This window comes from Rhodoferax sp. OV413, from assembly GCF_900104385.1.
Taxonomy (GTDB): Bacteria; Pseudomonadota; Gammaproteobacteria; order Burkholderiales; family Burkholderiaceae_C; genus Rhodoferax_B.
Map to the genome: position 1 here is coordinate 783,720 of NZ_FNJA01000002.1, position 25,594 is coordinate 809,313.

The window sequence follows — 25,594 nt, forward strand, 5'->3', positions numbered from 1 at the left end:
TCTTACTTTCCTTTTTTGCTGATGACCCATCCGCTTCTCATCATTGGCGCCGGCCTGGCTGGCTGGCAGACGGTGCGCGAGTTCCGCAAGCTCGACGCCGACACGCCCATCACCCTGGTCACAGCCGACGCCGGCGACTTCTACGCCAAGCCCACGCTGTCCAACGCCTTTGGGCAGAAGCGCGGCCCGGCGCAGCTGGTCACCACCCCGGCGGCCACGATTGCCCAGACGCTGAACGTCACCCTGCTGCCGCACACCCGCGTCACCGCCATCGACAGCGCTGCGCGCACCGTGCAAACCAGCGCCGGCGTGCTGGCCTACCGCGACCTGGTGCTGGCCACCGGCGCCCAGGCGATCCGCGTGCCGCTGGCTGGCGATGCGGCCGAGCAGGCGCTGTCGGTCAATTCGCTGGATGACTTCGGCGTGTTCCACCAGCGCCTGACCGCGCTAGGTGAGGGCGTACGCGTGGCCGTCATGGGCGCAGGCCTGATCGGCTGCGAATTTGCCAATGACCTGGCGGGTGCGGGTTACGCGGTGACGGTGATTGACCCGGCCGACCGCCCCTTGGCCGCCTTGCTGCCGCCCACCGCCAGCGTCCAGCTGCAAGAGGCCCTGACCGGCCTGTCGGTGCAATGGCATCTGGGCGCCACGGTGCAGGCGGTGAACCGCCAAGCCGATGCACTGGCGCTGACCCTGTCGAACGGCCATACGCTGGTGGCCGACATCCTGCTCAGCGCCATCGGCTTGCGCGCCGACACCAGCCTGGCCCTGGCCGCGGGCATCGCCTGCGAGCGCGGCATCGTGGTGGACCGCCAATTGCAAACCAGCGCCGCCCACGTATGGGCACTCGGCGACAGCGCGCAGTACGCCAGCGCTGCCAGCCCGGGCGCGCCCACCGGCCGCACCCTGCCTTACGTGATGCCCATCATGTCGGCGGCCAAGGTGCTGGCCGCCAGCCTGCACGGCACAGCTGCCAGCCTGGAATTCGCCGCCATGCCGGTGGCCATCAAAACCCCGGCCCTGCCCATCGTGGCCCACCCGCCCGCCCCCGGCCAGCTGGGCCAGTGGGTCGAACAGGCGCTGGGCGAATGGTGGTTTGCCTCGGCGGATCTGCCCGAGCGCGCCCACGGCTTTGTGCTGACCGGCCCGCACACCAGCAAGCGCATGGCGCTGGTGAAGCAGATGACGGCTACCGCGACGGTGGCGGCAACCTAGGGTTTACCGGCGCTAGCTGCTCCCCGCCGCCAAGGCTATGATTGACGTTGACGTAAACGTCAATCATCTTTGGCGTCTTGGAGGATCTGCATGCCGGTACTGGAGTCCCAACTTTCCCCGCGCTCGGCCGCGTTCCAGGCCAACGCGGCCGCCATGCGCACGCTGGTTGCCGACCTGCAGGCCAAGCTGGCGGCCGCAGCCCTGGGCGGCGGCCCGGCGGCGCGGGCCAAGCACAGCGGCCGCAACAAGTTGCTGCCGCGCGAGCGGGTCAATCTGCTGCTGGACCCGGGCACGCCCTTCCTCGAACTCTCGCCCCTGGCCGCCCTCGGCCTGTACCCGGACCGCGACGGCTCCGACAGCGCGCCCTGCGCCGGCCTGGTCACCGGCATCGGCCGTATTAGCGGCGTGGACTGCATGGTGGTGTGCAACGACGCCACCGTCAAAGGCGGCACCTATTTCCCCCTGACCGTCAAAAAGCATTTGCGCGCCCAAGAGGTGGCCCAGCAGAACCGGCTGCCCTGCATCTACCTGGTGGATTCGGGCGGCGCGCATCTGCCAAGCCAGGACGAAGTCTTCCCCGACCGCGACCACTTTGGCCGCATCTTCTTCAACCAGGCCACCATGAGCGCGCAGGGCATTGCGCAGATCGCCGTGGTCATGGGTAGCTGCACCGCCGGCGGTGCCTATGTGCCGGCGATGAGCGACGAATCCATCATCGTGCAAGGCCAGGGCACCATCTACCTGGCCGGGCCGCCGTTGGTCAAGGCCGCCACCGGCGAGGTGGTCAGCGCCGAAGACCTGGGCGGCGGCGATGTGCACACCCGGCTGTCCGGCGTGGCCGACCACCTGGCGCAGAACGACATGCATGCGCTGGCGCTGGCCCGCGCGGCGGTCAAGAATTTATATAAAAACAAAGCTCCAGTGCAGGCAGAATCTGCGCCGGTAGCTCCTAAATATGCAGCAGAAGAGCTGCATGGCGTGGTGCCTACCGACAGCCGCAAGCCCTTCGATGTGCGCGAGATCATTGCCCGCATCGTCGACGGCAGTGCGTTCGACGAGTTCAAGGCGCGCTACGGCACCACCCTGGTCTGCGGCTTTGCCGCCATCGAAGGCATGGCCGTCGGCATCATCGCCAACAACGGCATCCTGTTCAGCGAGTCGGCGCTCAAGGCCACTCACTTCATCGAACTCTGCTGCCAACGCAAGATCCCGCTGGTGTTCCTGCAGAACATCACCGGCTTCATGGTTGGCCGCAAGGTGGAGAACGAGGGCATCGCCCGCCACGGCGCCAAGATGGTGATGGCCGTGGCCAACGCCCAGGTCCCCAAGTTCACCGTCATCATCGGCGGCAGTTTTGGCGCCGGCAACTACGGCATGTGCGGCCGGGCCTTCAGCCCGCGCTTTCTGTGGATGTGGCCGAACGCGCGCATCAGCGTGATGGGCGGCGAGCAGGCCGCCGGCGTGCTGGCCACCGTCAAGCGCGATGCGATCGAAGCCCAGGCCGGCGCCTGGAGCGCCGAGGACGAAGCCGCCTTCAAAGCCCCGATCCGCCAGCAGTACGAAACCCAGGGCCACCCTTACTACGCTACCGCCCGCCTGTGGGACGATGGCGTGATCGACCCGGCCGATACCCGTCGCGTGCTGGCGCTGGGCCTGAGCGCGGCCCGCAATGCGCCGATTCCGGATACGCCGTTCGGCATTTTCCGCATGTGATGGCAGGCCGGTGGTGCGCCATGGATCGGTTACAAATGGCGGTGCCCATAGACTCCGGCGGCACGGGTTGTGCCAAATGCGCCGTGTGCACCATAGTTCCCGCACAGGTGGCCCGCCATCTCCCCAATAACCGTATCTGAAGGAAACCCATGCACCCTTTGTCCCAAGCCCTGCGGCATCTTGGCCTGGCGTTCGGCCTGCTGCTGACCGTTCCTGCCAGCTTTGCGCTGGACGTGGTGGAATCCCCGCCGGACCTGGAGATTCTCGACAAGCAGCTGAGCATCGGCGGGCGCACCCTGGCCTTGCCCGATGGCAACTGGTTGTATGCGAACCGCACGCAGTGGAACGCCGTGCTGCGCACGCCACCGCCGCTATCGATTTTTGCGGCCTATGCCATGGACGTGCAAAACGGCAGGATGCAAAGCGCCATCGTGCTGGAACTGCCGGTGCGCAGCGGCAATGCGCCCGACTGGCGCGCCGACGGCTGCACGCAGCCCAGCCAGCTGTTCCGCGACGATTTCGGCAGCGACAGCAAGACGCCCGAATGCCTGCAGGTGTACCGCCGCCCTGGCCATCTGGTCGGGCAGCAAACCGTGTTCTACAGCGACGTGCAGCAGTGGGTGCAGGCGCGTGGCATCAAGCTGCCCGGCCCGGTGTACGAGGTGGTGTATGCCAAGTACTCGCGCAACGACTATGGCCGGGTGCGGGTGTTTGTGCCTATGAAGGCCGTGGCCAATGACGAGGAAATCGTGGCCTGGGCCCAGAAGCTGCCCGCCACCCTGGCCGCGTTCATGGACAAGCGTGACAAACAGGCCAAGCTGCCACCCATTCCGGCGCTGCCGATCGAGGCCAGCGCGCCTGTGGCACCCGTCGCCGTACGGCCCAGCTACCCAGCAACCGGCTTTGCCGCGCTCGACGATGTGGCCCGCGTCCCCGTCAACAACGACGGCGGCCGCGAGATGTACCGCGAATTTCTGACCCGGCCGTTGCCGCGGGCGTTCGTGATTTCGAACGAAACCGTGCTCTACACCGTGGGCCGCAATCCACCCGATTTGCGCGAACCCGGCGAGCCCACCGAGCGTGCACTGGAGCGCTGCCGCAAGGTCAGCCAGTCCCCGTGCATGCTGTATGCCGTGGACGAGCGGGTGGTGTGGGCTCCCGGGCCTCCAACCAATCCGCCGGCCAAGGCCGCGCCCTGAGGTTTCAAACGTTCAGTTGGCATGCGGCCTGCCACAGGTTTGCATACATGAAGTAGCACCATACGAAGGGAACAGTGTGCTGAGAATTTTGAACTTTTGCTGGTTGTTCACGGCCATGCTGGCAACCGTCGGGTGTGCATCGATTACCCATGAAACCAGCCACCCGATGCGGGTGGAAACGTTCACACAGGAGGGCCAGGCCGTGCTGGGCGCCGAGTGCACGCTGACCAACGATTACCCGGCCACGACAGGCAAGTCGGGCAGGGGTGTCAGTGTGCACCGGTCCAGCAAGGATCTGGATATCGCCTGCATATCCCAAGAGCATGGCTTAGCCACCGGGCGGGCGATCTCGCGTGCCAATGCGGGGATGGCGGGCAACCTTCTTTTTGGCGGCGGTATCGGCGTCATCATTGACCACAATAAAGGCACAGCCTATACCTATCCGACCTGGGTTCGCCTGGTCTTCGGCCAGGCGCGCACTTTTGACCGGCGGGACGAAAAGGACGGCCACGTGGTGCTGGGCACATCGTCCGATGCCGCGCCGCTGCTGGCCGATAGCCAAGTGCCACCTGTGGCCACTCCCGCTGCACCACCTGCGCTGCGCGCTGCGCCGCTAGCCGTGCCCCAGCCCGCACAACGCGCCGCTTACATCGCAACGGGCTACGCCAAGATTGATGACGTAGACGCGATTCCGTTTCTCAATGACAACGGGCGGCAGAGTTACCGCAACTGGCTGACCAAGGGAACGCCGCGTGCTTTTGCCATCTCGCCTACGGGTACGTTGGCGGCATCTTTTGGCCTCAAGCCGGGGGATGAGACATTACCCAGCGATCCCGTGGAGCGGGCCGTGGTGGCTTGCAACCGCATCAGCAAGACTGCCTGCCGTTTGTATGCCGTAAATGGGTCGGTGGTCTGGGTGAAGGATGCGGCGCCCGCCGCACCCTGATGCCGGCACGTTCTGCCGGTCACGCCCGTTTGGAGAATATTTTGAGAGCTTTTATGTACCGACCTTACCTGGCCCGTCTTGCCGCGTTGGTGGCGGGCTGTGCTGCCGTTGCACAGAGCGCCCTGGCCGTCAATGTGGCCGAGGCCGTGCCGGCCATGGAATTGGCCGACCAGCAAATCCAGGTCGACTCGCGCATCGTGCGCTTGCCCGTGGGCCAGTGGAACTACATCGCGCTGAGCCAGGGCGCGGTGACATCCGGCGGTCGCAAGATCGGCTCTACTTACACCGCCTATGCGATGGATGTGCAAGGCGGAAAAATGCGCAGCGGCATTGTCTTGACATTGCCCTCCGGTAGTTTTTCGGCATCCAACTGGTTGAATGAGCCGTGCAAGGACGAGACGGCCTTGTTTAAGAATGATTTTGGCGGCAGTTTTTCGCAACCCGAGTGCCTGCTGGTGTACCGGCGGCGTAGTCATCTGCAGGGTGCCGTTACGGGGGTTTATGCACAGGCGCAGCAATGGATGAATGCGACGTCGGTCAAACTGCCGGGGCCTGTGTATGAGGTGGTTTACAGCAAGTATGCAGGCAGCGATTACGGGCAGATTCGGGTTTTTGTCCCGACGAACACCGTGGCCAATGACCAAGCCATCATCGGCTGGGCCGAGCAGCTGCCTTTGCAGCTGCGGCGGATTTTTGAGAACCGCGATTCTCTGGCCGCATTGTCCGAGCTGCCGGTGGCCGCTGAAAAGGTGAAAGTGCAGCCACCCGTGGCGGTTGCGGATGGCCGTCTGCAGGATATTGATGCAATCCCCTACATCAATGACAAAGGGCGGGAGCGGTACCGGGTGTGGTTGAAGCACACGCTACCGCGCGCTTTTGCTATATCGCCGACAGGTTCTTATGCCTACACCAGCGGTGCGAGTCCGGCCGATGAAACCTTGCCATCGGCTCCGGTAGAACGGGCGCTGCTGCTGTGCAACCGCAGCAGCAAAACGCCCTGCAAGCTGTATGCCGTGGATAAAGCCGTGGTCTGGGCGCAGGACAGTGGCCTGGTTGCCGGAACACCACAAAAGCCATGAACAGCTTGAGTGCATGGTGGTCATCGTTGGCACAAGGCAGCGCCGCGGTCACTGCATTGGCCGACCTGCCCGCCCTGCTGGCCCTGGCCGCCGCTCTTGGTTGGGCTAGCGGTATACGCCTGTACGCCGTGGTGTTCGTTACCGGTATGGCGGGTGTGTTGGGTTGGCTGCCTTTGCCGCCTGGACTGCAGGTGCTGCAGCACCCGGCGATGCTGGCGGCCAGCGGGGCCATGCTGTTCGTGGAGTTTTTTGCCGACAAGATTCCGGGGCTGGACAGTCTGTGGGATGCGCTGCATGCGGTCATCCGCATCCCTGCCGGGGCTGCGCTGGCCGCCGGTGTGTTTGGGGCCGACAACGCCACCATGGGGGCGGTGGCGGCACTGCTCGGCGGTTCGTTGGCGGCGACCTCTTTCGCCACCAAGGCGGTGACCCGGGCTGCGGCGAATACCTCGCCGGAGCCGTTTTCTAACATTGGCCTGAGCCTGCTGGAAGACGGCCTGACCCTGGGCGCGCTGTGGCTGGCCACGCACTACCCGGTCGCCTTTGGCATCAGCCTGTGCGTGGTGCTGGCCATCAGCGCGTGGCTGCTGGTGGTGTTGTGGCGGTTTTTGACGGCGCTGGTTCGGCGCGTGCGGGCTTGGTTTGGAGCGGCTTATGGTTAAAAAAATAGGCGCTGCCTGCGGGCATGTGCTGGCTAGTGGTCTGCTCGCGCTGGGGCTGCAAGGCTGGGCCTACGCGCAAACCGATGTGCCCCTGAATACGGCCCTGCGCGAAGAAGTGCAGATGGTCAAGAAAGACGGAGTCTTCGCCACCGAACTGGAGACAACGATTTTCCGGCCACCGGGGCCGGGGCCGTTCCCGGTGGTGCTGATCAACCACGGCAAGGCGCCAGGCAATCCGCGCTTTCAGCCGCGCCAACGCTACGAGCTGCCAGCGCATGAATTTTTGCAGCGCGGTTACATGGTGGTGGTGCCAATGCGGCAGGGCTTTTCCAAGTCCACCGGCTCGTATATCGGTGGCGGCTGCAATGTGGAGAGCAATGGCGCGGTGCAGGCCGAGGACGTTGTGAGCGTGCTCAACTACCTGAAGACCGTACCCGATGCCGATACCAGCCGCGTGGTGGTCGTCGGGCAGTCGCACGGGGGGCTGACCACCTTGGCGTTCGGTGCGCTCAACTACCCGGGCGTCAAAGGCCTGGTCAATTTTGCGGGCGGCCTGCGGCAGGATGATTGCCCCGGCTGGCAGGGCACGCTGGTCCGTGCGTTCAAGAGCTACGCCAGCCATACCAAGCTGCCCTCGCTATGGTTTTACGGCGACAACGACTCCTATTGGCAGCCCTGGCATTACAAAGAGATGTACCGGCAATACCAGGAAGGCGGCGGCAACGCGCGCCTGGTGGCGTTCGGTAACTTCGGCAGCGATGCGCACGGCATGTTTGGCGCCCGCGGCGGCTTGCCCATCTGGGTGCCCGAGGTCGATGCATTCTTGGATACGCTGGGGCTGCCCCACACCGTGCTGTACCACCTGCCGGTGACCAGCCATGCTACGGCGCCGCCGAGTTCCACAGGCTTTGCCCGGATCGACGACGAAAAAGCCTTGCCGCGCAGCAAAGAGACTGGTCAGCAGGGCTACCAGCGGTACCTGGCTGCCGAGGCGCCCAAGGCCTTTGCCCTCTCCACCACCAGCAGCGCATGGGCCTGGTCGTCGGGCAGCGCACGGGCCATGCAGGCGGCGCTGGATCGCTGCAACCGCTCGACCAAAGACGCCAGCTGCAAGCTGTACGCCGTAGACGATGCGGTGGTGTGGGATGCCGCTGATGCCAACTAAGTGGGGCAGGTTCGCCCGCACGGTTTTATTCTGGAGACCTGGATGTTTACAAAAATACTGATCGCCAACCGCGGTGACCAGTGGCCCTGCCGCGCAGCAGCGAAGCTACATTGCCTGGCACACGCAGTGTGTGCAGGCGAACTCACCGCGAAGGAAACCCATGTTTGACAAAATCCTGATCGCCAATCGCGGTGAGATCGCCTGCCGCGTGGCCGCCACCTGTGCGCGGCTAGCTATTAAAACCGTAGCGGTGTATTCAGATGCGGATGCCGGCGCGGCCCACGTCGGCGCCTGCGACGAGGCAGTGCATATCGGTGGCAGTGCGCCCAAGGACAGCTATCTGCTTGGTGAGCGCATCATCCAGGCTGCGCTGGATACCGGGGCGCAGGCCATCCACCCCGGATACGGCTTTCTCAGCGAGAACGCGGGCTTTGCCCAGGCCTGTGCCGATGCCGGTCTGGTCTTCATCGGCCCGCCGGCCGCCGCCATCCAGGCCATGGGTTTGAAGGCCGAATCCAAGCAGCTGATGGCGCGCGCCGGCGTGCCCCTGGTTCCCGGCTACCACGGCGCCGACCAGGACCCGGCGCTGCTGCAGCGCGAAGCCGATGCCATCGGCTACCCGGTGCTGATCAAGGCCAGCGCCGGCGGGGGCGGCAAGGGCATGCGGGTGGTCGACAGCGCGCCGGACTTTGCGGCGGCCCTGGCCAGTTGCCAGCGCGAAGCCAGCAGCAGTTTTGGCAACACCGCCGTGCTGGTGGAGAAGTACGTGCAGCGCCCGCGGCATATCGAGGTTCAGGTATTTGGCGACAGCCACGGCAACGTGGTGCATTTGTTCGAGCGCGATTGCTCGGTGCAGCGCCGGCACCAGAAGGTGCTGGAAGAAGCGCCCGCGCCTGGCATGACCGAGGCTCTGCGCCAGCAGATGGGTGCGGCCGCGGTGGCGGCAGCGCGCGCCGTGCACTACGTGGGCGCGGGCACGGTGGAGTTCATCGTCGAGCAAGACGATGCCGGCCGGATGGACTTTTTCTTCATGGAGATGAACACCCGGCTTCAGGTCGAGCACCCGGTGACCGAGGCCATCACCGGGCTGGACCTGGTGGAGTGGCAGCTGCGCGTCGCAGCGGGCGAGCCCTTGCCGCTGGCGCAGAGCGATCTGCAGATCACCGGCCACGCGATCGAGGCCCGCATCTGCGCCGAGACGCCCGACCAGCAGTTCCTGCCGGCCACCGGCAGCTTGCAGGTGTTCGCGCTGCCCGCGCATGTGGCGTTCACCCGCGGCGCGGTGCGGGTGGACACGGGTGTGCGCGCGGGCGATGTGGTCTCACCGTTCTACGACCCGATGCTGGCCAAGCTCATCGTCCACGGCGCCACCCGCGCCCAGGCGCTGGCGCGTATGGACCAGGCTTTGTCGCAGCTGCATGCGGTGGGCGTGGCGACCAATGTGCAGTTCCTGCGCCATGTGCTGCAGAGCCCGTCGTTCGCCCAGGCGCAGCTGGACACGGCGCTGATCGGCCGCGAGTCGGCCGTGCTGTTCCAGCAGGAGCGGGTCGGCCTGCCGCTTGCGGTAGCGGCCTGCGTGGCGCAAACGCTGCGTGCTGAGGCGGCGCTGCAAACCGCCGACCCGTTCAGCCGCCGTGATGGCTGGCGCGCCTATGGCGAGCTGGTGCGCCGGTTCGCCTTCGAGTTCCATGGCGAGGCGGTGGAGGCCAACCTGCGCTACCTGCACGACGGCCTGCTGCAGCTGGCAGTGGGCGACACGACGGGCCCGCTGCAGTGGGAAGCTAGCGGGGAGGGCGCCGACGGCATGGTGCTGCAGTTCGCCGGCCAGCGCCAGACCGTTGATTTTTATCAAAATGGGCCGGTAGCGCATATACACACTGCGCAAGGTGCTACACAAATAATAGTAATTAACCCGTTTGCCCAGGCCACTGCGGTACACGCCACGGCCGGGCGTTTGACCGCGCCTATGCCGGGCCGGCTGGTGGCGTTTGCGGTGCAGGTGGGGGCGACCGTCACCCAGGGCCAGCCGCTGGCGGTGATGGAGGCCATGAAGATGGAGCACACGATCGCCGCACCGGGCGACGGCATCGTCGCCGAGCTGCTGTTCGCCCCGGGCGACCAGGTGGCCGAAGGGGCCGAGCTGCTGCGTCTGGAAGCCAATGCCTGAGCGCCAGCGCGGCCTGGCGCACTGCGGACACAATAGAAAGACCTGAAACAAGAGGACATCGGATGCGGATCGCGTTGTACGGGGCGGACGGCCCCGCGGAATTCTGGACAGACGGTTTGCGCGCCCTGTGGCCACAGGCCGAGGTGGCGCACTGGGCGCCGGGCAGCCCGCCGGCCGACTACGCGGTGGTGTGGGCGCCGCCGCAGGCCTTCTTCGACGAACAGCCGGGCCTGAAAGCCGTGTTCAACCTGGGCGCGGGCGTCGACGCCTTGCTCAAGCTGCGCATTCCGCCGCAGACCCAGCTGGTGCGGCTGGACGACGCCGGTATGGCGGTGCAGATGGCCGAGTACGTGTGCCATGCGCTGATCCGGCATTTCCGGGCGCTGGACGCCTACGAGGCCGACACCCACGCAGGCCGGTGGGCGCAGCGGCCTACGCGGGCACGGGCCGATTTTCCGGTCGGCATTCTGGGCGCCGGCGTGCTCGGGCAGCGGGTGGCGCAGGCGCTGCGTGGCTTCGACTTCCCGGTCAACGTCTGGAGCCGCCAGCCCAAGCAGCTGGACGGCGTGCGCGGCTTTGCGGGGGCTGCGCAGCTGGACGATTTTCTGGCCGCATCCAAGGGGCTGGTGTGCCTACTGCCGCTGACTGTGGATACCGAGAACATCCTGAACCGGCGCAGCCTGTCGCGGCTGCAGCCCGGCGGCTACCTGGTCAACGTGGCGCGCGGCGCGCATCTGGTCGAGGCCGATCTGCTGGCGCTGCTGGACAGCGGCCACCTAGCCGGCGCCACGCTGGACGTGTTCCGCAACGAGCCGTTGCCGGCCGCACACCCGTTCTGGGCGCATCCCAAGATCAGCATCACCCCGCATACCTCGGCCCGCACGTTGCGCGAAGAAAGCCTGGCGCAGATCGCCGGCAAGCTGCAAGCGCTGCTGCAAGGCCAGCCGGTGGCGGGCATGGTGGAACGCGAAAGAGGTTATTGAATGGCACTCCCCACCCAGGTCAAACTCGTCGATGTAGGCCCGCGCGACGGCCTGCAGAATGAAAAGCAGATGGTGCCCGCCGCCGTCAAGATCGAGCTGGTGCAGCGTCTGCAGTTGGCTGGCCTGAAGGAGATCGAGGTCACCAGCTTTGTCTCGCCCAAGTGGGTGCCCCAGATGGCCGACAACGCCGAGGTGATGGCCGGCATTGCGCGCCAGCCTGGCGTGCGCTATTCGGTGCTGGTGCCGAACCAGCAGGGCTTCGAGGCGGCGCAGAAGACGCAGCCGGACGAGATCGTGGTTTTCGCCGCGGCCAGCGAGGCCTTCAGCCAGCGCAACATCAATTGCAGCATCGCCGAGAGCATTGAACGCTTCCGCCCGGTAGTAGCGGCGGCGCGCGCGCAGAACATTTATGTGCGCGGCGCCATCTCTTGCGCTGTCGGCTGCCCCTACGAGGGCGAGATTGCGCCGGAGCGCGTCGCCATGGTGGCGCGGCTGATGCGCGAGATCGGCGTGCAGCATGTGGGCGTGGCCGACACCATAGGCGTAGGCACGCCGCTGAAGGTGCAGCGCGCGCTGGAGGCGGCTTTGCAGCATTACGGCATCGATGAAATTTCCGGCCACTTCCACGACACCTATGGCCAGGCGCTGGCGAACACGCTGGCCGCGCTGCAGCTCGGCGTCTGGCAGTTCGACGCTTCGGTGGCCGGCCTCGGTGGCTGCCCGTATGCCAAGGGCGCAACCGGCAATGTGGCGACCGAAGACGTGGTCTACCTGTTGCATGGCATGGGCATAGACACCGGCATCGACTTGGAGCTGCTGGTCGATGCGGGCCAGTTCATCAGCGACTATCTGGGTAGAAAATCCAACTCTCGCGCCGCCACGGCGCTCTGGACCAAGAGGTTGAACTGATGTGTGGAGCTGAATTGAAATCGCTGCCCGACGGCGTGCAGCGCGTAGTGGCTGCCTTGCAGGCCAGCGGCCACGCGCAGCTGCCGCGCATGCTGGAAGACGCGGCGCGCACCGCCCAGCAGGCGGCCGATGCGCTGGGCATCGTGGTCGGGCAGATTGCCAAGAGCATCATCTTTCGCCGGCTGTCGGACGACGCGGCGGTGTTGGTCGTGACCTCGGGCGACCGACGCGTCGACGAGCACAAGGTGGCGGCGCTGGTCGGCCCGGTGGGGCGGGCGGACGCGGCCTTCGTCAAGGCTCGCACCGGCTTCACCATTGGCGGCGTGGCGCCGGTGGCGCATGCGCATCCGCCGGTGACCTTGATAGACCGCGAGCTGTTCCGCTTTGCCGAGATATGGGCCGCGGCCGGCCACCCGCATGCGGTGTTCGCGCTGGCGCCGCAGGACCTGGAGCGACTCACCGGCGCGCCGGTGGCCGACGTGGTGCTGGCTGCGGCTTGAGTACTATGGATTTGATAGCTGCTGGCGCAGGTGCTGAGAGCGCTAGAGGCCTAAATAGTGCCGAAGTGGCGTCGCCCTGCATAGCGGTCTGCCAAATGGATGCAGCCGGTGTTTTCTGCACCGGCTGCTGGCGGACTCTGGACGAGATCGCGGCCTGGAGCCGCCTGGACGCGCCCGCGAAGCGGGCGGTCTGGCAGGCCATCGCCGAACGTGCTTTGGCTTAGTGGCCCGAAGCGCCCGAGGCGCCAAAGCCGGTTTCCGAACGCACCTGCTGGGTCTTGAACGCATCGCGTTCCTTGGCGGCTTGCGGGCTGCGGTCGAGTACCGAGAACAGCCAGATGCCGATAAAGCCGATGCTCATGGAGAACAGCGCGGGCGAGGTGTAGGGGAACCAGGCCGAGCCCTTGGGGTAGCCCAGGGTGGCTTCCCACACCGACGGTGACACGACGGTCAGGCCTACCGACGAGATCAGTCCCATGAAGCCGCCGATCACCGCGCCGCGGGTGGTGCAGTCCTTCCACAGTACCGACATGAACAGCACCGGGAAGTTGGCAGAGGCTGCAATCGCGAAGGCCAGCGACACCATGAAGGCGATGTTCTGCTTCTCGAACGCAATGCCCAGCAACACCGCGATGATGCCCAGTACCACCGTGGTGATACGCGAGACCTTGAGCTCGGAGGCGCTGTCGGCCTTGCCCTTCTTGAACACCGTGGCGTACAGGTCGTGCGACACCGCAGAGGCGCCCGACAGTGTCAGCCCCGCCACCACCGCCAGGATGGTGGCAAAGGCCACGGCCGAGATGAAGCCGAAGAAGATGTTGCCGCCCACGGCCTTGGCCACCAGCACGGCTGCCATATTGCTGGAGCCACCGCCGCCCTTGATCACGCCTTTGATGGTGTCGGCGAACTCGGGATTCGTCAGCACCAGGGTGATGGCGCCAAAGCCGATGATGAAGATCAGCAGGTAGAAGTAGCCGATCCAGGTGGTGGCCCAGAGCACGGATTTACGCGCTTCCTTGGCATTCGGCACGGTGAAGAAGCGCATCAGAATGTGGGGCAGGCCGGCGGTACCGAACATCAGCGCCATGCCAAAGGAGATGGCCGAGATCGGGTCCTTCACAAAGCCACCGGGGCCCATGATGGCCAGACCGATCTTGGCGGCTTCTTCTGGCAGCTTGCCGTCGTTGGCGGCGATCTGCGTCTTCACTTCCACGGCCTTGGCAAACAGCGCTTCGGGGCTGAAGCCGAACTGCGCGAGTACGGCGATGGCCATGAAGGTCACACCGGCCAGCAGCAGGCAGGCCTTGATGATCTGCACCCAGGTGGTGGCCGTCATGCCGCCGAACAGCACGTAAATCATCATCAGCGCACCCACGATCACCACCGCCAGCCAGTAGTCCAGGCCGAACAGCAGCTTGATCAGTGCACCCGCACCCACCATCTGGGCGATCAGGTAGAACGCCACCACCACCAGCGTACCCGAGGCCGCGAACATGCGGATCGGCGTCTGCTGGAAGCGGTAGGCCGCCACGTCGGCAAAGGTGAACTTGCCCAGGTTGCGCAGGCGCTCGGCCATCAGAAAGGTGATGACCGGCCAGCCGACCAGGAAGCCGATGGAGTAGATCAGGCCGTCATAGCCGGATGCCATTACGGCCGCAGAAATGCCCAGGAAGGAGGCCGCCGACATGTAGTCGCCCGCAATCGCCAAGCCATTCTGGAAGCCGGTGATGCCGCCACCGCCGGTGTAGAAGTCCGATGCGGATTTGGTTTTGGCCGCCGCCCATTTGGTAATGAACAAGGTGCCCACTACGAAGATACCGAACATGCTGATGGCGACCCAGTTGGTGGGTTGCTTGTCGACCTGGCCCAGGTCGGCGCCGGCTGCGCATACGGCGCCCGCGGCGGCCAGAAGCGCCCAGGCTGCCAGCGCTTTGAAGATGGTTTTCATTGGGCTGCATCCTTCAGGATTTCGGCGGTCAGGCGGTCGTATTCGCTGTTCGCCCGGCGCACATACAGGCCGGTGATCAGGATGGTGAAAACGATCACCCCCAAGCCGATAGGGATGCCGATGGTGGTGACGCCAGCGCCTATGGGCTGGGACAGAAAGGGTTTGTTGAAGGCGATCAGCGCGATGTAGCCGTAGTACACCAGCATCATCAGCGCGGTCAGCGTCCAGCCGAACGTGCCGCGCTTGCGCCGCAGTTCGTGGTACTTGGGATTGGCCTCTATTCTGGCCACGATCGGGTCGGTCATGGTTGTCTCCTTGGGTGTGTCAATCGCGCCGCCACCGGATTGGTGGGGTCTTGTTGCAGCAGCGCGAGTGTGGGTAGAGGCGCTGACCATGAACTGACGGATCAGCACCGATTCACGGCATACAGGGCAGATCCCGCCGCGTTTACCCATGGCACAAAAATGAGTCCGAGGGTTTGCACTAGGGTTGTAAGTGTTTGTACGTTTTTGTCAGGAAACGGTCAGCAAGGCTTCCAAGAATGCGCCTCAGGCCACCCTTGAGGAGGCCCTTAACTACATCAGGAGACAAGCACCATGGCTACAAGCACTATGGCGACACATGTGGGCGCGGCGCCCAGGCCCATGACGGGCGAGGAAAAGAAGGTCATCTTCGCGTCCTCCCTCGGCACGGTGTTCGAGTGGTATGACTTTTACCTTTACGGATCGTTGGCCGCCATCATCGCCAAGCAGTTCTTTGGCGGACTCGATCCCACATCGGCCTATATTTTTGCGCTGCTGGCGTTTGCCGCGGGCTTCTTGGTGCGGCCGTTTGGCGCCATCGTGTTCGGCCGTCTGGGCGACATGATCGGGCGCAAGTACACCTTTCTGGTGACCATTCTGATCATGGGTTTGTCGACCTTCGTGGTCGGCTTGCTGCCTACCTATGCCTCCATCGGCATTGCCGCTCCCATCATCCTGGTGGTCCTGCGCATGCTGCAAGGCCTGGCCCTGGGCGGCGAGTATGGCGGTGCCGCCACCTATGTGGCCGAACACGCGCCGCATGGCAAGCGTGGCGCCTATACGGCCTGGATCCAGACCACGGCAACGCTGGGCCTGTTCCTGTCGCTGATCGTGATTCTGGGCTGCCGCGAAGCCCTGGGCCCAGAGTTTGATGTCTGGGGTTGGCGCATTCCGTTCCTGGTGTCTATCGTGCTGCTGGGCGTATCGGTGTGGATCCGTTTGAGCATGAACGAGTCGCCAGCCTTCCAGAAGATGAAGGCCGAGGGCAAGACCTCCAAGGCGCCGCTGACCGAATCCTTCGGCCAATGGAAGAACCTGAAGGTGGTGATCCTGGCGCTGATCGGTTTGACCGCTGGCCAGGCTGTGGTCTGGTACACCGGCCAGTTCTATGCGCTGTTCTTCCTGACCACGATTGCCAAGGTGGACCCCACGACGGCCAATCTGTTCATCGCCGTGGCCCTGGTCATCGGCACGCCGTTCTTCATCGTTTTTGGTAGCCTGTCCGACAAGGTGGGCCGCAAGCCCATCATCATGGGTGGCTGCCTGATTGCCGCGCTGACCTACTTCTCGGTGTTCCCTGCCTTGCTGCAGTACGCCAACCCCGCCCTGGTGGCTGCGCAGAAGTCGGTGCCGGTGGTAATCACCGCCGACCCGGCCCAGTGCTCGTTCCAGGGCAGCCCGATTGCGCGTGACATCGACTTCACCAGCTCGTGCGACATTGCCAAGCGGACTTTGACGCAGAACTACATCCCCTACACCAACGTGAACGGTGCAGCGGGTAGCGTGGCCACCATCAAGCTGGGCGACAAGGAAATCCCCTCGGTGACCGGCATCCTGAACGAGAAGCGTGATGCGTTCTCGGCAGAGGGCAAGAAGTCCATCGACGAGTTCCGCAAGACCGTGGTCGACACCGCCAAGGCCGCGGGCCTGACCACCAAGGCCGACAACGCTGCGATGAACAAGCCCATGGTGCTGCTGATCCTGGTCTACCTGGTGATCCTGGTAACCATGGTCTACGGTCCCATCGCCGCCATGCTGGTCGAGATGTTCCCAACCCGCATCCGCTACACATCCATGTCTTTGCCGTACCACATCGGTAACGGCTGGTTCGGCGGCTTGCTGCCCACCACTGCGTTCGCCATGGTGGCGGCGACGGGCGACATCTTCTACGGCCTCTGGTACCCCGTGGTGGTGGCGGCTGCGACCTTTGTGATCGGCATGCTGTTCATCAAGGAAACCAAGGACGTGGATATCTACGCCAACGACTAAGCTGTGTGTCCTGGGTTGCGGCCCAGGCTCTCAAAGCCCTCCAGCCGGAGGGCTTTTTTGTTGGGGCCTAGTCGGCGATGCGCATCACCACACGCCCCTCTATGCCGCCTTGGCGCATGCGGTCGAGGATGGCGTTCACATTGTCCAGGCTGTCTTCGGTGTAGATGGTGCGCACCTTGCCTTCGCCGGCGAATTCCAGCGCCTCCTGCAGGTCTTTGCGGGTGCCGACAATCGAGCCGCGCACGGTTTTGGCGTTCAGCACCATGTCGAAGATCGGTAGCGCAAAGTCTCCGGGCGGCAGGCCCACCAGCGCCATGGTGCCGCGCTTATGTAGCATGCCCAGGCCCTGGGCAAAAGCCGAGCGGGATACGGCGGTGACCAGCACGCCGTGCGCGCCCTGCAGCGTGCGTTGCACCTCCTGCGCCGGGTCTTGCTTTATGGCGTTTATCACCATGTCGGCACCCAGCTGCTGGGCCAGCTGGAGTTTGGCGTCGTCGATATCGACGGCAATCACATGGAAACCCATGGCCTTGGCGTACTGCACGGCCAGGTGCCCAAGCCCGCCGACGCCGGAGATGGCGATCCAGTCGCCGGGCTTGCAATCCAGCATCTTCAGGCCCTTGTAGACCGTGACACCCGCGCAGAGCACGGGCGCTATCTCCGAAAACTCGCGGTTGGCCGGCAGATGGCCGATGTAGCCAGGGTCGGCCAGCACATATTCGGCATAGCCACCGTTGACGGTGTAGCCGGTCATCTGCTGCGCGTCGCACAGGGTTTCCCAGCCGGTGATGCAGTGTTCGCAATGGCCGCAGGCGGTGTGCAGCCAGGGCACGCCCACGCGGTCGCCCTCTTTGACCGTCTTCACCCCTGCACCAATCGCCGCCACAAAGCCCACGCCTTCGTGGCCGGGAATGAAGGGCAGGGCCGGCTTGACCGGCCAATCGCCCTCGGCTGCATGCAGGTCGGTATGGCAGACGCCCGAGGCCACCACCTTCACCAGCACCTGGCCTGCGGCGACCTCCGGGATGGGGACTTCCTCGATCTGCAAGGGTTGGCCAAAGGCGTGGACGACGGCAGCTTTCATTGTGCGCATGGCAGGCTCCTGAAAAAGCGGGTGGGGAGACGGCGGGACGGCGATTGCCGTACAGGCCCTGGGTATTCACTTTAGGCGGCCCATCCACCTCCGGCTTTGCGCTGGATCAAGCTTTTGCATGGGCTAAAGACCGAATAACCCCCGGGCGCGCAACGCCTGGCGTGCTCCCTACAATGGTCCGCCTTACCCCTCCGAGCACCGCACTTATGACCCAGGGAACCATCCGCATCCGCGGAGCGCGACAGCACAACCTCAAGAATCTGGACCTGGATATCCACACCGGCGAACTGACGGTGGTGACCGGCCCCAGCGGGTCCGGCAAGTCCAGCCTGGTGTTCGATACCTTGTTTGCCGAAGGCCAGCGCCGCTATGTCGAGACCTTCTCGGCTTATGCGCGCCAGTTCCTGGACCGCATGGACAAGCCGGCGGTGGACAAGGTGGAGGGCGTGCCCCCGGCGATTGCCATAGACCAGACCAACCCGGTACGCTCCAGCCGCTCCACGGTCGGCACGATGACCGAGCTGAACGACCATTTGAAGCTGCTGTTTGCCCGCGCCGGCAACCTGTTCGACCGCGTGACCGCGCTGCCGGTGCGGCACGACACGCCGGAAAGCATCTACGCCGAGCTGTGCGAGCGCGCCGCGGCGGCGCAAGACCCCAGGTTGGTACTCACTTTCCCGGTAGAGCTGCCCGGCAATACCTCGGCGGAAGAAGTGACCCAATGGCTTTCGGCCAGCGGCTTCACCCGCGTGCAGGCCGAGCGCGAAGTGGCGGTGGAGGCTCCTGCCACGCCCGCCAAACCCAGCAAGAAGGCCGTGGCCCCGGCCACCCGCAAGGTGCTGGACGTGGTGGCGGACCGCTTCCGCATTGCCGGTGCCGAAAAGGCCCGCGCGCTGGAAGCCATCGAAGTCGCCATCAAGCGCGGCGGCGGTCGGCTGAATGTGTACGTGCTGCCGGCAGAGGAAGGGGCTGAGCCACTGCTGTGGAAGTTCTCCACCGGCCTGCACTGCGCCGAGAGCGATGTGCGCTACACCGACCCGATTCCGTCGATGTTCTCCTTCAACTCGCCGGTGGGCGCCTGCGAGACCTGCAAGGGCTTTGGCCGCGTGATCGGCGTGGATTACGGCCTGGTCATTCCGAACGACAAGCTGACCCTGCGCTCCGGCGCCATCAAGCCCATGCAAACCCCGGCCTGGCAGGAATGCCAGGACGACCTGATGCGCCACGCCGAGGCTGCAGGCATCCCGCGCGACACACCGTATTACAAGCTCACGCCCGAGCACCAGCACTGGGTGATCAATGGATCGCCGAACTGGAACGGCAAGTGGAACCAGCACTGGTTTGGCGTGAAGCGCTTCTTCGAGTACCTGGAAACCAAGTCCTACAAGATGCACATCCGGGTGCTGCTGTCCAAATACCGCAGTTACACCACCTGCACGGCCTGCAATGGTGCCCGGCTGAAGACCGAGAGCCTGCTGTGGCGCCTGGGCAGCCAGGAGGATGCGAACGCGGTGCTCGACCCCGCCAAGCGCCATCTGCCGCAAGGCGTGGATTGGAGCCGCGCCCAGCTCGAATCCTTGCCAGGCCTGTGCCTGCACGACCTGATGCTGCTGCCGATAGACCGGCTGCGCCGCTTCTTCGACCTGCAGGCCGACCGCATACTCGGCACGCGTGCAGAGCAGGGCGGTGATGTGCAAGCACTGAAGCTGCTGCTGGACGAAATCACCACCCGCCTCAAATACCTGTGCGACGTCGGCATTGGCTACCTGACGCTGGACCGGCAAAGCCGCACCCTCAGCGGCGGCGAGGTGCAGCGCATCAACCTGACCACGGCGCTGGGCACCTCGCTGGTGAACACCTTGTTTGTGCTGGACGAGCCCAGTATCGGCCTGCACCCGCGCGACATGCACCGCATCATCGAGGCTATGCAGCGCCTGCGCGACGCCGGCAACACGCTGGTGGTGGTGGAGCATGACCCGGCCGTGATGCTGGCTGCCGACCGGATGATCGACATGGGCCCCGGCCCCGGCGCGCGCGGCGGGCAGATTGTGTTCGACGGCACCACCGACGACCTGCGCCACGCCGATACCCTGACCGGCGCCTACCTGGGTGGCCGCAAGACCATAGGTATGGGCTTCAAGAAACTGGTGACCGACAGCACGCCGCGCCTGGTGCTGGAAGGCGCGCGCGAGCACAACTTGCAAAACGTCTCGGTCGAGTTTCCGCTGCAGCGCCTGGTGTGCATCACCGGCGTCAGCGGCTCGGGCAAGTCCACGCTGATCCAGGACGTGCTGGCACCGGCGCTGATGCGCCACTTCGGCAAGGCCACGGAAACCCCCGGCCTGCACGACCGGCTGCTGGGTGCCGACTACCTCAGCGAGGTGGTGTTTGTCGACCAGTCGCCCATTGGCAAAACCGCGCGCTCGAACCCGGCCAGCTATGTAGGCGCCTGGGATGCGATCCGCGAGATTTTTGCCAATGCAGCGCTGTCGCGCCAGCGTGGCTATACCGCCAGCAAGTTCAGCTTCAACAGCGGCGACGGCCGCTGCCCGACCTGTGGCGGCTCGGGCTTTGAGCATGTGGAAATGCAGTTCCTCAGCGACGTCTATCTGCGCTGCCCGGACTGCGACGGCAAGCGCTACCGGCCCGAGATTCTGGAGGTGACGATAGAGCGCCGCGCCGTGGCCGACGCCCGGCTGCAGCAGTTGAACGTGGCCGACGTACTGGATCTGACGGTGGCCGAGGCTGCTATTATTTTTGAAGGTGACCGCGACGTCATACGTGCGCTGCAGCCGATTGTGGATGTAGGTCTGGAATACGTGAAGCTGGGCCAACCGGTGCCCACGCTGAGCGGCGGCGAAGCCCAACGGCTGAAGCTGGCTGGCTTTCTGGCCGAGGCGGCGAAGAGTAGCAGCGCCAGTCGCCAGTCGGTCGCCAAGAAGGGCACGCTGTTTCTGTTCGACGAGCCGACAACCGGCCTGCATTTCGACGATATCGCCAAGCTGATGCGCGCGCTGCGCAAGCTGCTGGATGCCGGTCATTCCATGGTGGTGATCGAGCACAACCTGGATGTCATCCGCGCCAGCGACTGGCTGATCGACATGGGCCCCGAGGGCGGCTACGGCGGTGGCCTGGTGGTCGTCCAGGGCATGCCCGAAGAGGTGCGTCTGCACGCTACATCCCATACCGGCGCCGCGCTGCGCGAATACGAATCGACGCTGGGCATCGGCGCCCAGGTGGTGAAAGAAAAGACGCCCGCCTGGTTGGCCCAGCAGGCTGCGCGGGTTGTGCCGCCGAACGCCATCCAGATCGTCAACGCCAAAGAACACAACCTGAAGTCGCTGAGCGTGGACATTCCGCGCGGGCAGTTCAATGTGGTGACCGGCGTTAGCGGCTCCGGCAAGTCGACGCTGGCCTTCGACATCCTGTTCAACGAAGGCCAGCGCCGCTATCTGGAGTCGCTGAACGCCTACGCCCGCAGCATCGTGCAGCCCGCGGGCCGGCCCGAGGTGGACGCGGTCTATGGCATTCCACCGACCGTGGCCATCGAGCAGCGCCTGAGCCGGGGCGGTCGCAAATCGACCGTGGGAACGACCACCGAGGTCTGGCACTTTCTGCGCCTGCTGTACGTGAAGCTGGGCACGCAGCACTGCGTGTTCGACGGCGCGGCGGTACAGCCACAAACCCCGGACAGCATCGCCGCCCAGCTGCTGAAAACCTTCCGCGGCCAGCACATCGGCCTGCTGGCGCCGCTGGTGATCAACCGCAAGGGCGTCTACACCGAGCTGGCCGACTGGGCCCGTCCCCGCAACTACACCCATCTGCGGGTCGACGGCGACTTCCTGCCGACCACCGGCTTCCCACGCATCGACCGCTTCAAGGAGCACACGGTAGAGCTGCCGGTGCTGAGCCTGGATGTCGGCCCGGGCAACGAAGCCCGGCTGCGCGAAGGCCTGGCCACCGCGCTGGAGCATGGCAAGGGCGTGGTCCATGTGCTGGTCGGTATCGACGGCCTGAAAGAAGCCATGGCCGACGGTCTGCCCACGGCCCACATCGGCAAGGTGATGGTGTTCTCCAGCAAGCGCGCCTGCCCGGTGTGCAGCACCAGCTACGCCGAGCTGGACCCGCGTTTGTTCAGCTACAACAGCAAGCACGGCTGGTGCCCCGATTGCGTGGGCACCGGCGTGAAGCTGACCAAGGATCAGCGCGCGGTGTTCGACGACTCGGTGCGCGCCGACGACACCGGTGGGCGCGAGCAGACTTTTGCCGAACCCGAGGTCGAAGATCTGCACGATGTGGCCTGTCCAACCTGCCAAGGCACGCGACTCAACGCCAACGCCCGCGCCGTGCGCTTTGCCAATGTGGGCATCACCGACTTAGCGCGCCTCAGCGTTACCGATATCCGCGTCTGGGTGCAAGCCCTGCAGGTGGCCGGCCAGATGAGCCAGCGTGAGGTCGACATCGCCCGTGACCTGGTGCCCGAGATCCAGAGCCGTTTGGAGTTTTTGGAGGAAGTCGGCCTGGGCTATCTGACCCTGGACCGCGGCGCGCCGACCCTGAGCGGTGGCGAGGCCCAGCGCATCCGCTTGGCGGCGCAGCTCGGCAGCAATCTGCAAGGCGTGTGCTACATCCTCGACGAGCCGACCATCGGCCTGCATGCCCGCGACAACCACATCCTGCTGAACGCGCTGCACAAGCTCAGCAGCAAGGGCAATACCCTGGTGGTGGTGGAGCACGACGAAGACACCATACGCCGCGCCGACCACATCATCGACATCGGCCCCAGCGCCGGCAAGCGCGGTGGCCGGTTGGTGGCGCAGGGCGCGGTGGCCGATATTTCGGACGCGACAGAGTCCGTCACCGGTCGCTACCTGCTGCACGCCATGCGGCATCCGCTGCAGGCACGGCGTGCTGTAGGCACGTTCGACCCGGCGGCGGTGGCCGTCCCGGTGGCCGATCTGCCCTATGTGGCGCCGACTGCCAAGAGCAAAGCTGCCGCCAAAAAGAAGGCCGCGGATGCGCCCGAAGCGGTAGCTGTAGCCGAGCCGCTGCAGTGGCTGACCGTCAGTGGCGCCACCATGCACAACCTGCAGAACGTCAGCGTGCAGATTCCGCTCAAGCGCCTGGTGGCCGTCACCGGCGTCAGCGGCTCGGGCAAGTCGACCCTGGCGCGCGACGTGCTGCTGGCCAACGTGCAGACCGCCGTGGTACAGCGCAGTACCAAGGCCGGGCGCGACAGCTGGGCTGCAGGCCAGCGTCCGGCCTGGCTGGGCTGTGCCGACGTGGCCGGCTTTGCCGCCATCGACCGGGTGCTGGAAGTAGACCAGACGCCGATCGGCAAAACCCCGCGCAGCTGCCCGGCCACCTACATCGGTTTCTGGGACACCATCCGCAAGCTGTTCGCCGACACGCTGGAAGCCCGTGCCCGTGGTTACGGCCCGGCGCGTTTCTCGTTCAACACGGGAGAAGGCCGCTGCCCGAGCTGCGAAGGCCAGGGCCTGCGCACCATCGCCATGAGCTTCATGCCCGACGTGAAGGTGAAGTGCGAAACCTGCCATGGCGCGCGCTTCAACCCCGAGACCCTGACCGTCACCTGGCGCGGCAAGAGCATTGGCGACGTGCTGCAGATGGAGGTCGACGAAGCGGTGGATTTCTTCGCCGTGATGCCGGTTATCGCCTACCCGTTGCAGCTGCTGAAGGACGTGGGCCTGGGCTACCTGACCATAGGCCAGCCGTCGCCGACGCTGAGCGGCGGCGAGGCCCAGCGCATCAAGCTGGTCACCGAGCTCAGCAAGGTGCGCGACGACATCACCCGGCGCGGTCAGAAGGCGCCGCACACCCTGTATGTGCTGGACGAACCCACCGTGGGCCTGCACATGGCCGACGTGGAAAAACTGATCCGCGTGCTGCACCGCCTGGTCGACGGCGGCCACAGCGTGGTGGTCATCGAGCACGACTTGGACGTGATCGCCGAGTCCGACTGGATCATCGACCTGGGGCCGGACGGCGGCAATGCGGGTGGCCGTATCGTCGCTGCGGCACCACCGGAGGCCGTAGTGGCGCTGGGCACGGCGACGGGCGTGGCGCTGAAGCCGGTGCTGGCACGTTAGTCAATTGCTATGTAAAACGTAGCTGCCAGCGCATGTTTAGTATGCGCTGCATACTCTTTTCACTCATCAGTCCGGTCTTGAAATGACATATCGAATAACAGAGTTGGAAGTTCCCCCAGAATCGCCTTTTGTGAATGATGGCTTGGGGCGGAGACCTCTCGTCGAGTTTTTGGCCAGCCTGATCGGCAAGCTGCAAGGGCCTTTTGTTCTTGCGTTGGACTCCCCTTGGGGAACCGGTAAGACCACGCTCGTCAAGATGCTGAAGGCCACTCTGGAGCAACAGGGGTTCCAGTGCATTTACTTCAACGCGTGGCAGGTTGACTATGTGACAGATCCACTTGTTGCCCTGGTGTCCTCCGTTGACCGTCTTTCCCTGGGCACGGCAGAAGCCGAATCTGCTTTCAGATCGCACTTGAAAACGGTCAAAAAAATCACTTCTGCAGTTGCTAAGCGTGGTGCTATTGCTGCAGCAAAGGCCGTCACTTTGGGAGCACTAGATCTGGAGAAGGATATCGAAGCGGTGGCGGCGGAAGTGGTAGGGGGATTGGCGGGTGACGCAGTAGATGCGTTCCAGAAAGAGACAGAGGCGCTGGCTAAGTTTCGAGAGGAGCTTGAATCGGCAGTGTTTCAATTGAAAAAGGCTGGAAAGAAGGAAACGTTGGTTTTCTTCTTGGATGAACTTGATCGTTGCCGTCCTACATTTGCTATAGAAATGTTGGAGCGTATCAAGCACCTTTTTGATGTGCAAAACATTGTGTTTGTATTGTCTGTTGATAAGTCTCAGCTTGAAGCGAGCACGGCGGCTGTTTACGGTGAAAAAATCAATGCCCAAGAATACTTAAGGCGTTTCATTGATATCGAGTATGCACTTCCTGTGATTAAGGGGAAAGCATTTACAGAGTTGCTTCTCAAAAAATTTGATCTTGATGGTGCTTTTGAAAAGCGATCTCATCCTGAGTTGAGGCACGACAGGGAACAGTTTGTTGATTTCTTTTCTGCGGTCGCAGATGTAGCCGGGCTTTCGTTAAGGACTAGAGAGCGCTGTATCACTCGGCTTCAGGTGGTTATTGAGCAAACACCTCACAATAACTATTTGTTTGCACCTTTGATTGCTTTGCTTATTGTGCTTCGGGTTATTAATAAGGATCTTTTTTCTTCGTTGCAGAAGGGGATTGCGTCAGCAATGGATGTGATGGAATATCTGAAAGGTTTGCCGGGTGGTGGGGGTTTTGTTGCATCTCACGAAGGTGTAGTTTTGGAGATTGGGCTAATACTTTCGGATGGAAATGGCGAAAGAAAAGATGAGGCACTTTCTGAGTTGAATAATCAAGCGCAGTCGGAAAAATTAGATCAGATTATTGGTAGAGCTTCAGAGCTGCAGGGGATGATTCGGTATTTTCGTGGTCCTGGTCAGAGGGGGCCTAGTCTTAGTACTTTGCTGAATAAAATTGAGTTGGCTTCTGGTTTTGAAAATTAACTCTTATTTGTTGTTGTGAAGTTGATAATCAGCGCAGAGTTTGAGGTGCATGGTCGAGCCGAGCTAAGCAACTTCCGATGCCTTGGGCGAATTGCTTGCAAGTACCTTGTGGTAGACGCCGTTCATGTTTCGGGTTC

18 protein-coding genes are annotated in these 25,594 nt (G+C 64.0%); 15 read left to right on the plus strand and 3 right to left on the minus strand.

Annotated elements, in window-relative coordinates; genetic code table 11:
* The first annotated feature begins 21 nt into the window (after window positions 1-21).
* The 12 genes from BLT66_RS11135 (at window position 22) to BLT66_RS11190 (ending at window position 12,762) form a co-directional block, all read left to right on the plus strand.
* Complete coding sequence (locus BLT66_RS11135; protein ID WP_092757887.1) at window positions 22-1,215, plus strand: FAD-dependent oxidoreductase; 1,194 nt, start codon at window positions 22-24, stop codon at window positions 1,213-1,215.
* 90 nt (window positions 1,216-1,305) lie between these two features.
* Window positions 1,306-2,928 carry a carboxyl transferase domain-containing protein gene (locus tag BLT66_RS11140; protein WP_092757734.1) on the plus strand — a complete coding sequence of 541 codons (1,623 nt, stop codon included), beginning with the start codon at window positions 1,306-1,308 and terminating at the stop codon, window positions 2,926-2,928.
* A gap of 149 nt (window positions 2,929-3,077) precedes the next feature.
* Window positions 3,078-4,127, plus strand: a complete 1,050-nt coding sequence (locus BLT66_RS11145; RefSeq protein WP_092757735.1) for a hypothetical protein — start codon at window positions 3,078-3,080, stop codon at window positions 4,125-4,127.
* Window positions 4,128-4,203: 76 nt separating this feature from the next.
* Entirely contained in the window at window positions 4,204-5,073 is an 870-nt protein-coding gene (locus tag BLT66_RS26780) for a hypothetical protein (protein ID WP_176955031.1), read from the plus strand.
* Window positions 5,073-6,152, plus strand: coding sequence for a hypothetical protein (locus BLT66_RS11155; protein WP_143029193.1), 1,080 nt, complete (start codon window positions 5,073-5,075; stop codon window positions 6,150-6,152). Before BLT66_RS26780 ends, BLT66_RS11155 begins: the two co-directional genes overlap by 1 nt.
* On the plus strand, window positions 6,149-6,814 hold the full coding sequence (locus BLT66_RS11160) for a DUF4126 domain-containing protein (protein WP_092757737.1): 666 nt from the start codon (window positions 6,149-6,151) through the stop codon (window positions 6,812-6,814). Before BLT66_RS11155 ends, BLT66_RS11160 begins: the two co-directional genes overlap by 4 nt.
* Window positions 6,807-7,979 (plus strand): dienelactone hydrolase family protein, encoded by a 1,173-nt coding sequence (locus BLT66_RS11165; protein ID WP_092757738.1) that lies wholly within the window; start codon window positions 6,807-6,809, stop codon window positions 7,977-7,979. Before BLT66_RS11160 ends, BLT66_RS11165 begins: the two co-directional genes overlap by 8 nt.
* A 160-nt stretch (window positions 7,980-8,139) precedes the next feature.
* A complete protein-coding gene (locus BLT66_RS11170) occupies window positions 8,140-10,146 on the plus strand; it encodes an acetyl/propionyl/methylcrotonyl-CoA carboxylase subunit alpha (RefSeq protein ID WP_092757739.1) in 2,007 nt (668 codons plus the stop codon).
* 62 nt (window positions 10,147-10,208) lie between these two features.
* Complete coding sequence (locus BLT66_RS11175; protein ID WP_092757740.1) at window positions 10,209-11,129, plus strand: 2-hydroxyacid dehydrogenase; 921 nt, start codon at window positions 10,209-10,211, stop codon at window positions 11,127-11,129.
* Window positions 11,130-12,038 carry a hydroxymethylglutaryl-CoA lyase gene (locus tag BLT66_RS11180; RefSeq protein ID WP_092757741.1) on the plus strand — a complete coding sequence of 303 codons (909 nt, stop codon included), beginning with the start codon at window positions 11,130-11,132 and terminating at the stop codon, window positions 12,036-12,038.
* The gene (locus tag BLT66_RS11185; protein ID WP_092757742.1) at window positions 12,038-12,538 is read left to right on the plus strand and encodes a YbaK/EbsC family protein; all 501 of its coding nucleotides are present in this window, start codon (window positions 12,038-12,040) and stop codon (window positions 12,536-12,538) included. Before BLT66_RS11180 ends, BLT66_RS11185 begins: the two co-directional genes overlap by 1 nt.
* Before the next feature lie 5 nt (window positions 12,539-12,543).
* Window positions 12,544-12,762: a DUF1289 domain-containing protein gene (locus BLT66_RS11190; protein WP_092757743.1), complete on the plus strand. Its 219-nt coding sequence runs from the start codon at window positions 12,544-12,546 to the stop codon at window positions 12,760-12,762.
* Here the strand turns inward: BLT66_RS11190 and BLT66_RS11195 are convergent.
* Together BLT66_RS11195 and BLT66_RS11200 are read right to left on the minus strand one after the other, a co-directional pair.
* Window positions 12,759-14,486 (minus strand): cation acetate symporter, encoded by a 1,728-nt coding sequence (locus BLT66_RS11195; protein ID WP_092757744.1) that lies wholly within the window; start codon window positions 14,484-14,486, stop codon window positions 12,759-12,761. The two genes, BLT66_RS11190 and BLT66_RS11195, sit on opposite strands and share 4 nt — an antisense overlap.
* Window positions 14,483-14,791, minus strand: a complete 309-nt coding sequence (locus BLT66_RS11200; RefSeq protein WP_092757745.1) for a DUF485 domain-containing protein — start codon at window positions 14,789-14,791, stop codon at window positions 14,483-14,485. Before BLT66_RS11200 ends, BLT66_RS11195 begins: the two co-directional genes overlap by 4 nt.
* 291 nt (window positions 14,792-15,082) lie before the next feature.
* On the opposite strand from BLT66_RS11200, the gene BLT66_RS11205 reads away from it, so the two are divergent.
* Window positions 15,083-16,777, plus strand: coding sequence for an MFS transporter (locus tag BLT66_RS11205; RefSeq protein ID WP_255406866.1), 1,695 nt, complete (start codon window positions 15,083-15,085; stop codon window positions 16,775-16,777).
* Between the two features lie 67 nt (window positions 16,778-16,844).
* Here BLT66_RS11205 and adhP read toward each other — a convergent pair whose 3' ends face one another.
* Window positions 16,845-17,870: an alcohol dehydrogenase AdhP gene (adhP, locus tag BLT66_RS11210; protein WP_092757747.1), complete on the minus strand. Its 1,026-nt coding sequence runs from the start codon at window positions 17,868-17,870 to the stop codon at window positions 16,845-16,847.
* Window positions 17,871-18,076: 206 nt separating this feature from the next.
* Here adhP and uvrA point away from each other — a divergent pair, with 206 nt between their 5' ends.
* Window positions 18,077-23,980: an excinuclease ABC subunit UvrA gene (uvrA, locus tag BLT66_RS11215; protein ID WP_092757748.1), complete on the plus strand. Its 5,904-nt coding sequence runs from the start codon at window positions 18,077-18,079 to the stop codon at window positions 23,978-23,980.
* A 130-nt stretch (window positions 23,981-24,110) separates the two neighbouring features.
* Entirely contained in the window at window positions 24,111-25,457 is a 1,347-nt protein-coding gene (locus BLT66_RS11220; protein WP_176955032.1) for a KAP family P-loop NTPase fold protein, read from the plus strand.
* Window positions 25,458-25,594 lie beyond the last annotated feature (137 nt).

Bases quoted from the DNA above. Each gene is read 5' to 3' on its own strand.
- BLT66_RS11135 (WP_092757887.1), top strand. From the start codon at position 22: ATGACCCATCCGCTTCTCATCATTGGCGCCGGCCTGGCTGGCTGGCAG.
- BLT66_RS11140 (WP_092757734.1), top strand. From the start codon at position 1,306: ATGCCGGTACTGGAGTCCCAACTTTCCCCGCGCTCGGCCGCGTTCCAG.
- BLT66_RS11145 (WP_092757735.1), top strand. From the start codon at position 3,078: ATGCACCCTTTGTCCCAAGCCCTGCGGCATCTTGGCCTGGCGTTCGGC.
- BLT66_RS11155 (WP_143029193.1), top strand. From the start codon at position 5,073: ATGCCGGCACGTTCTGCCGGTCACGCCCGTTTGGAGAATATTTTGAGA.
- BLT66_RS11160 (WP_092757737.1), top strand. From the start codon at position 6,149: ATGAACAGCTTGAGTGCATGGTGGTCATCGTTGGCACAAGGCAGCGCC.
- BLT66_RS11165 (WP_092757738.1), top strand. From the start codon at position 6,807: ATGGTTAAAAAAATAGGCGCTGCCTGCGGGCATGTGCTGGCTAGTGGT.
- BLT66_RS11170 (WP_092757739.1), top strand. From the start codon at position 8,140: ATGTTTGACAAAATCCTGATCGCCAATCGCGGTGAGATCGCCTGCCGC.
- BLT66_RS11175 (WP_092757740.1), top strand. From the start codon at position 10,209: ATGCGGATCGCGTTGTACGGGGCGGACGGCCCCGCGGAATTCTGGACA.
- BLT66_RS11180 (WP_092757741.1), top strand. From the start codon at position 11,130: ATGGCACTCCCCACCCAGGTCAAACTCGTCGATGTAGGCCCGCGCGAC.
- BLT66_RS11185 (WP_092757742.1), top strand. From the start codon at position 12,038: ATGTGTGGAGCTGAATTGAAATCGCTGCCCGACGGCGTGCAGCGCGTA.
- BLT66_RS11190 (WP_092757743.1), top strand. From the start codon at position 12,544: ATGGATTTGATAGCTGCTGGCGCAGGTGCTGAGAGCGCTAGAGGCCTA.
- BLT66_RS11195 (WP_092757744.1), bottom strand. From the start codon at position 14,486: ATGAAAACCATCTTCAAAGCGCTGGCAGCCTGGGCGCTTCTGGCCGCC.
- BLT66_RS11200 (WP_092757745.1), bottom strand. From the start codon at position 14,791: ATGACCGACCCGATCGTGGCCAGAATAGAGGCCAATCCCAAGTACCAC.
- BLT66_RS11205 (WP_255406866.1), top strand. From the start codon at position 15,083: ATGGCTACAAGCACTATGGCGACACATGTGGGCGCGGCGCCCAGGCCC.
- adhP (WP_092757747.1), bottom strand. From the start codon at position 17,870: ATGCGCACAATGAAAGCTGCCGTCGTCCACGCCTTTGGCCAACCCTTG.
- uvrA (WP_092757748.1), top strand. From the start codon at position 18,077: ATGACCCAGGGAACCATCCGCATCCGCGGAGCGCGACAGCACAACCTC.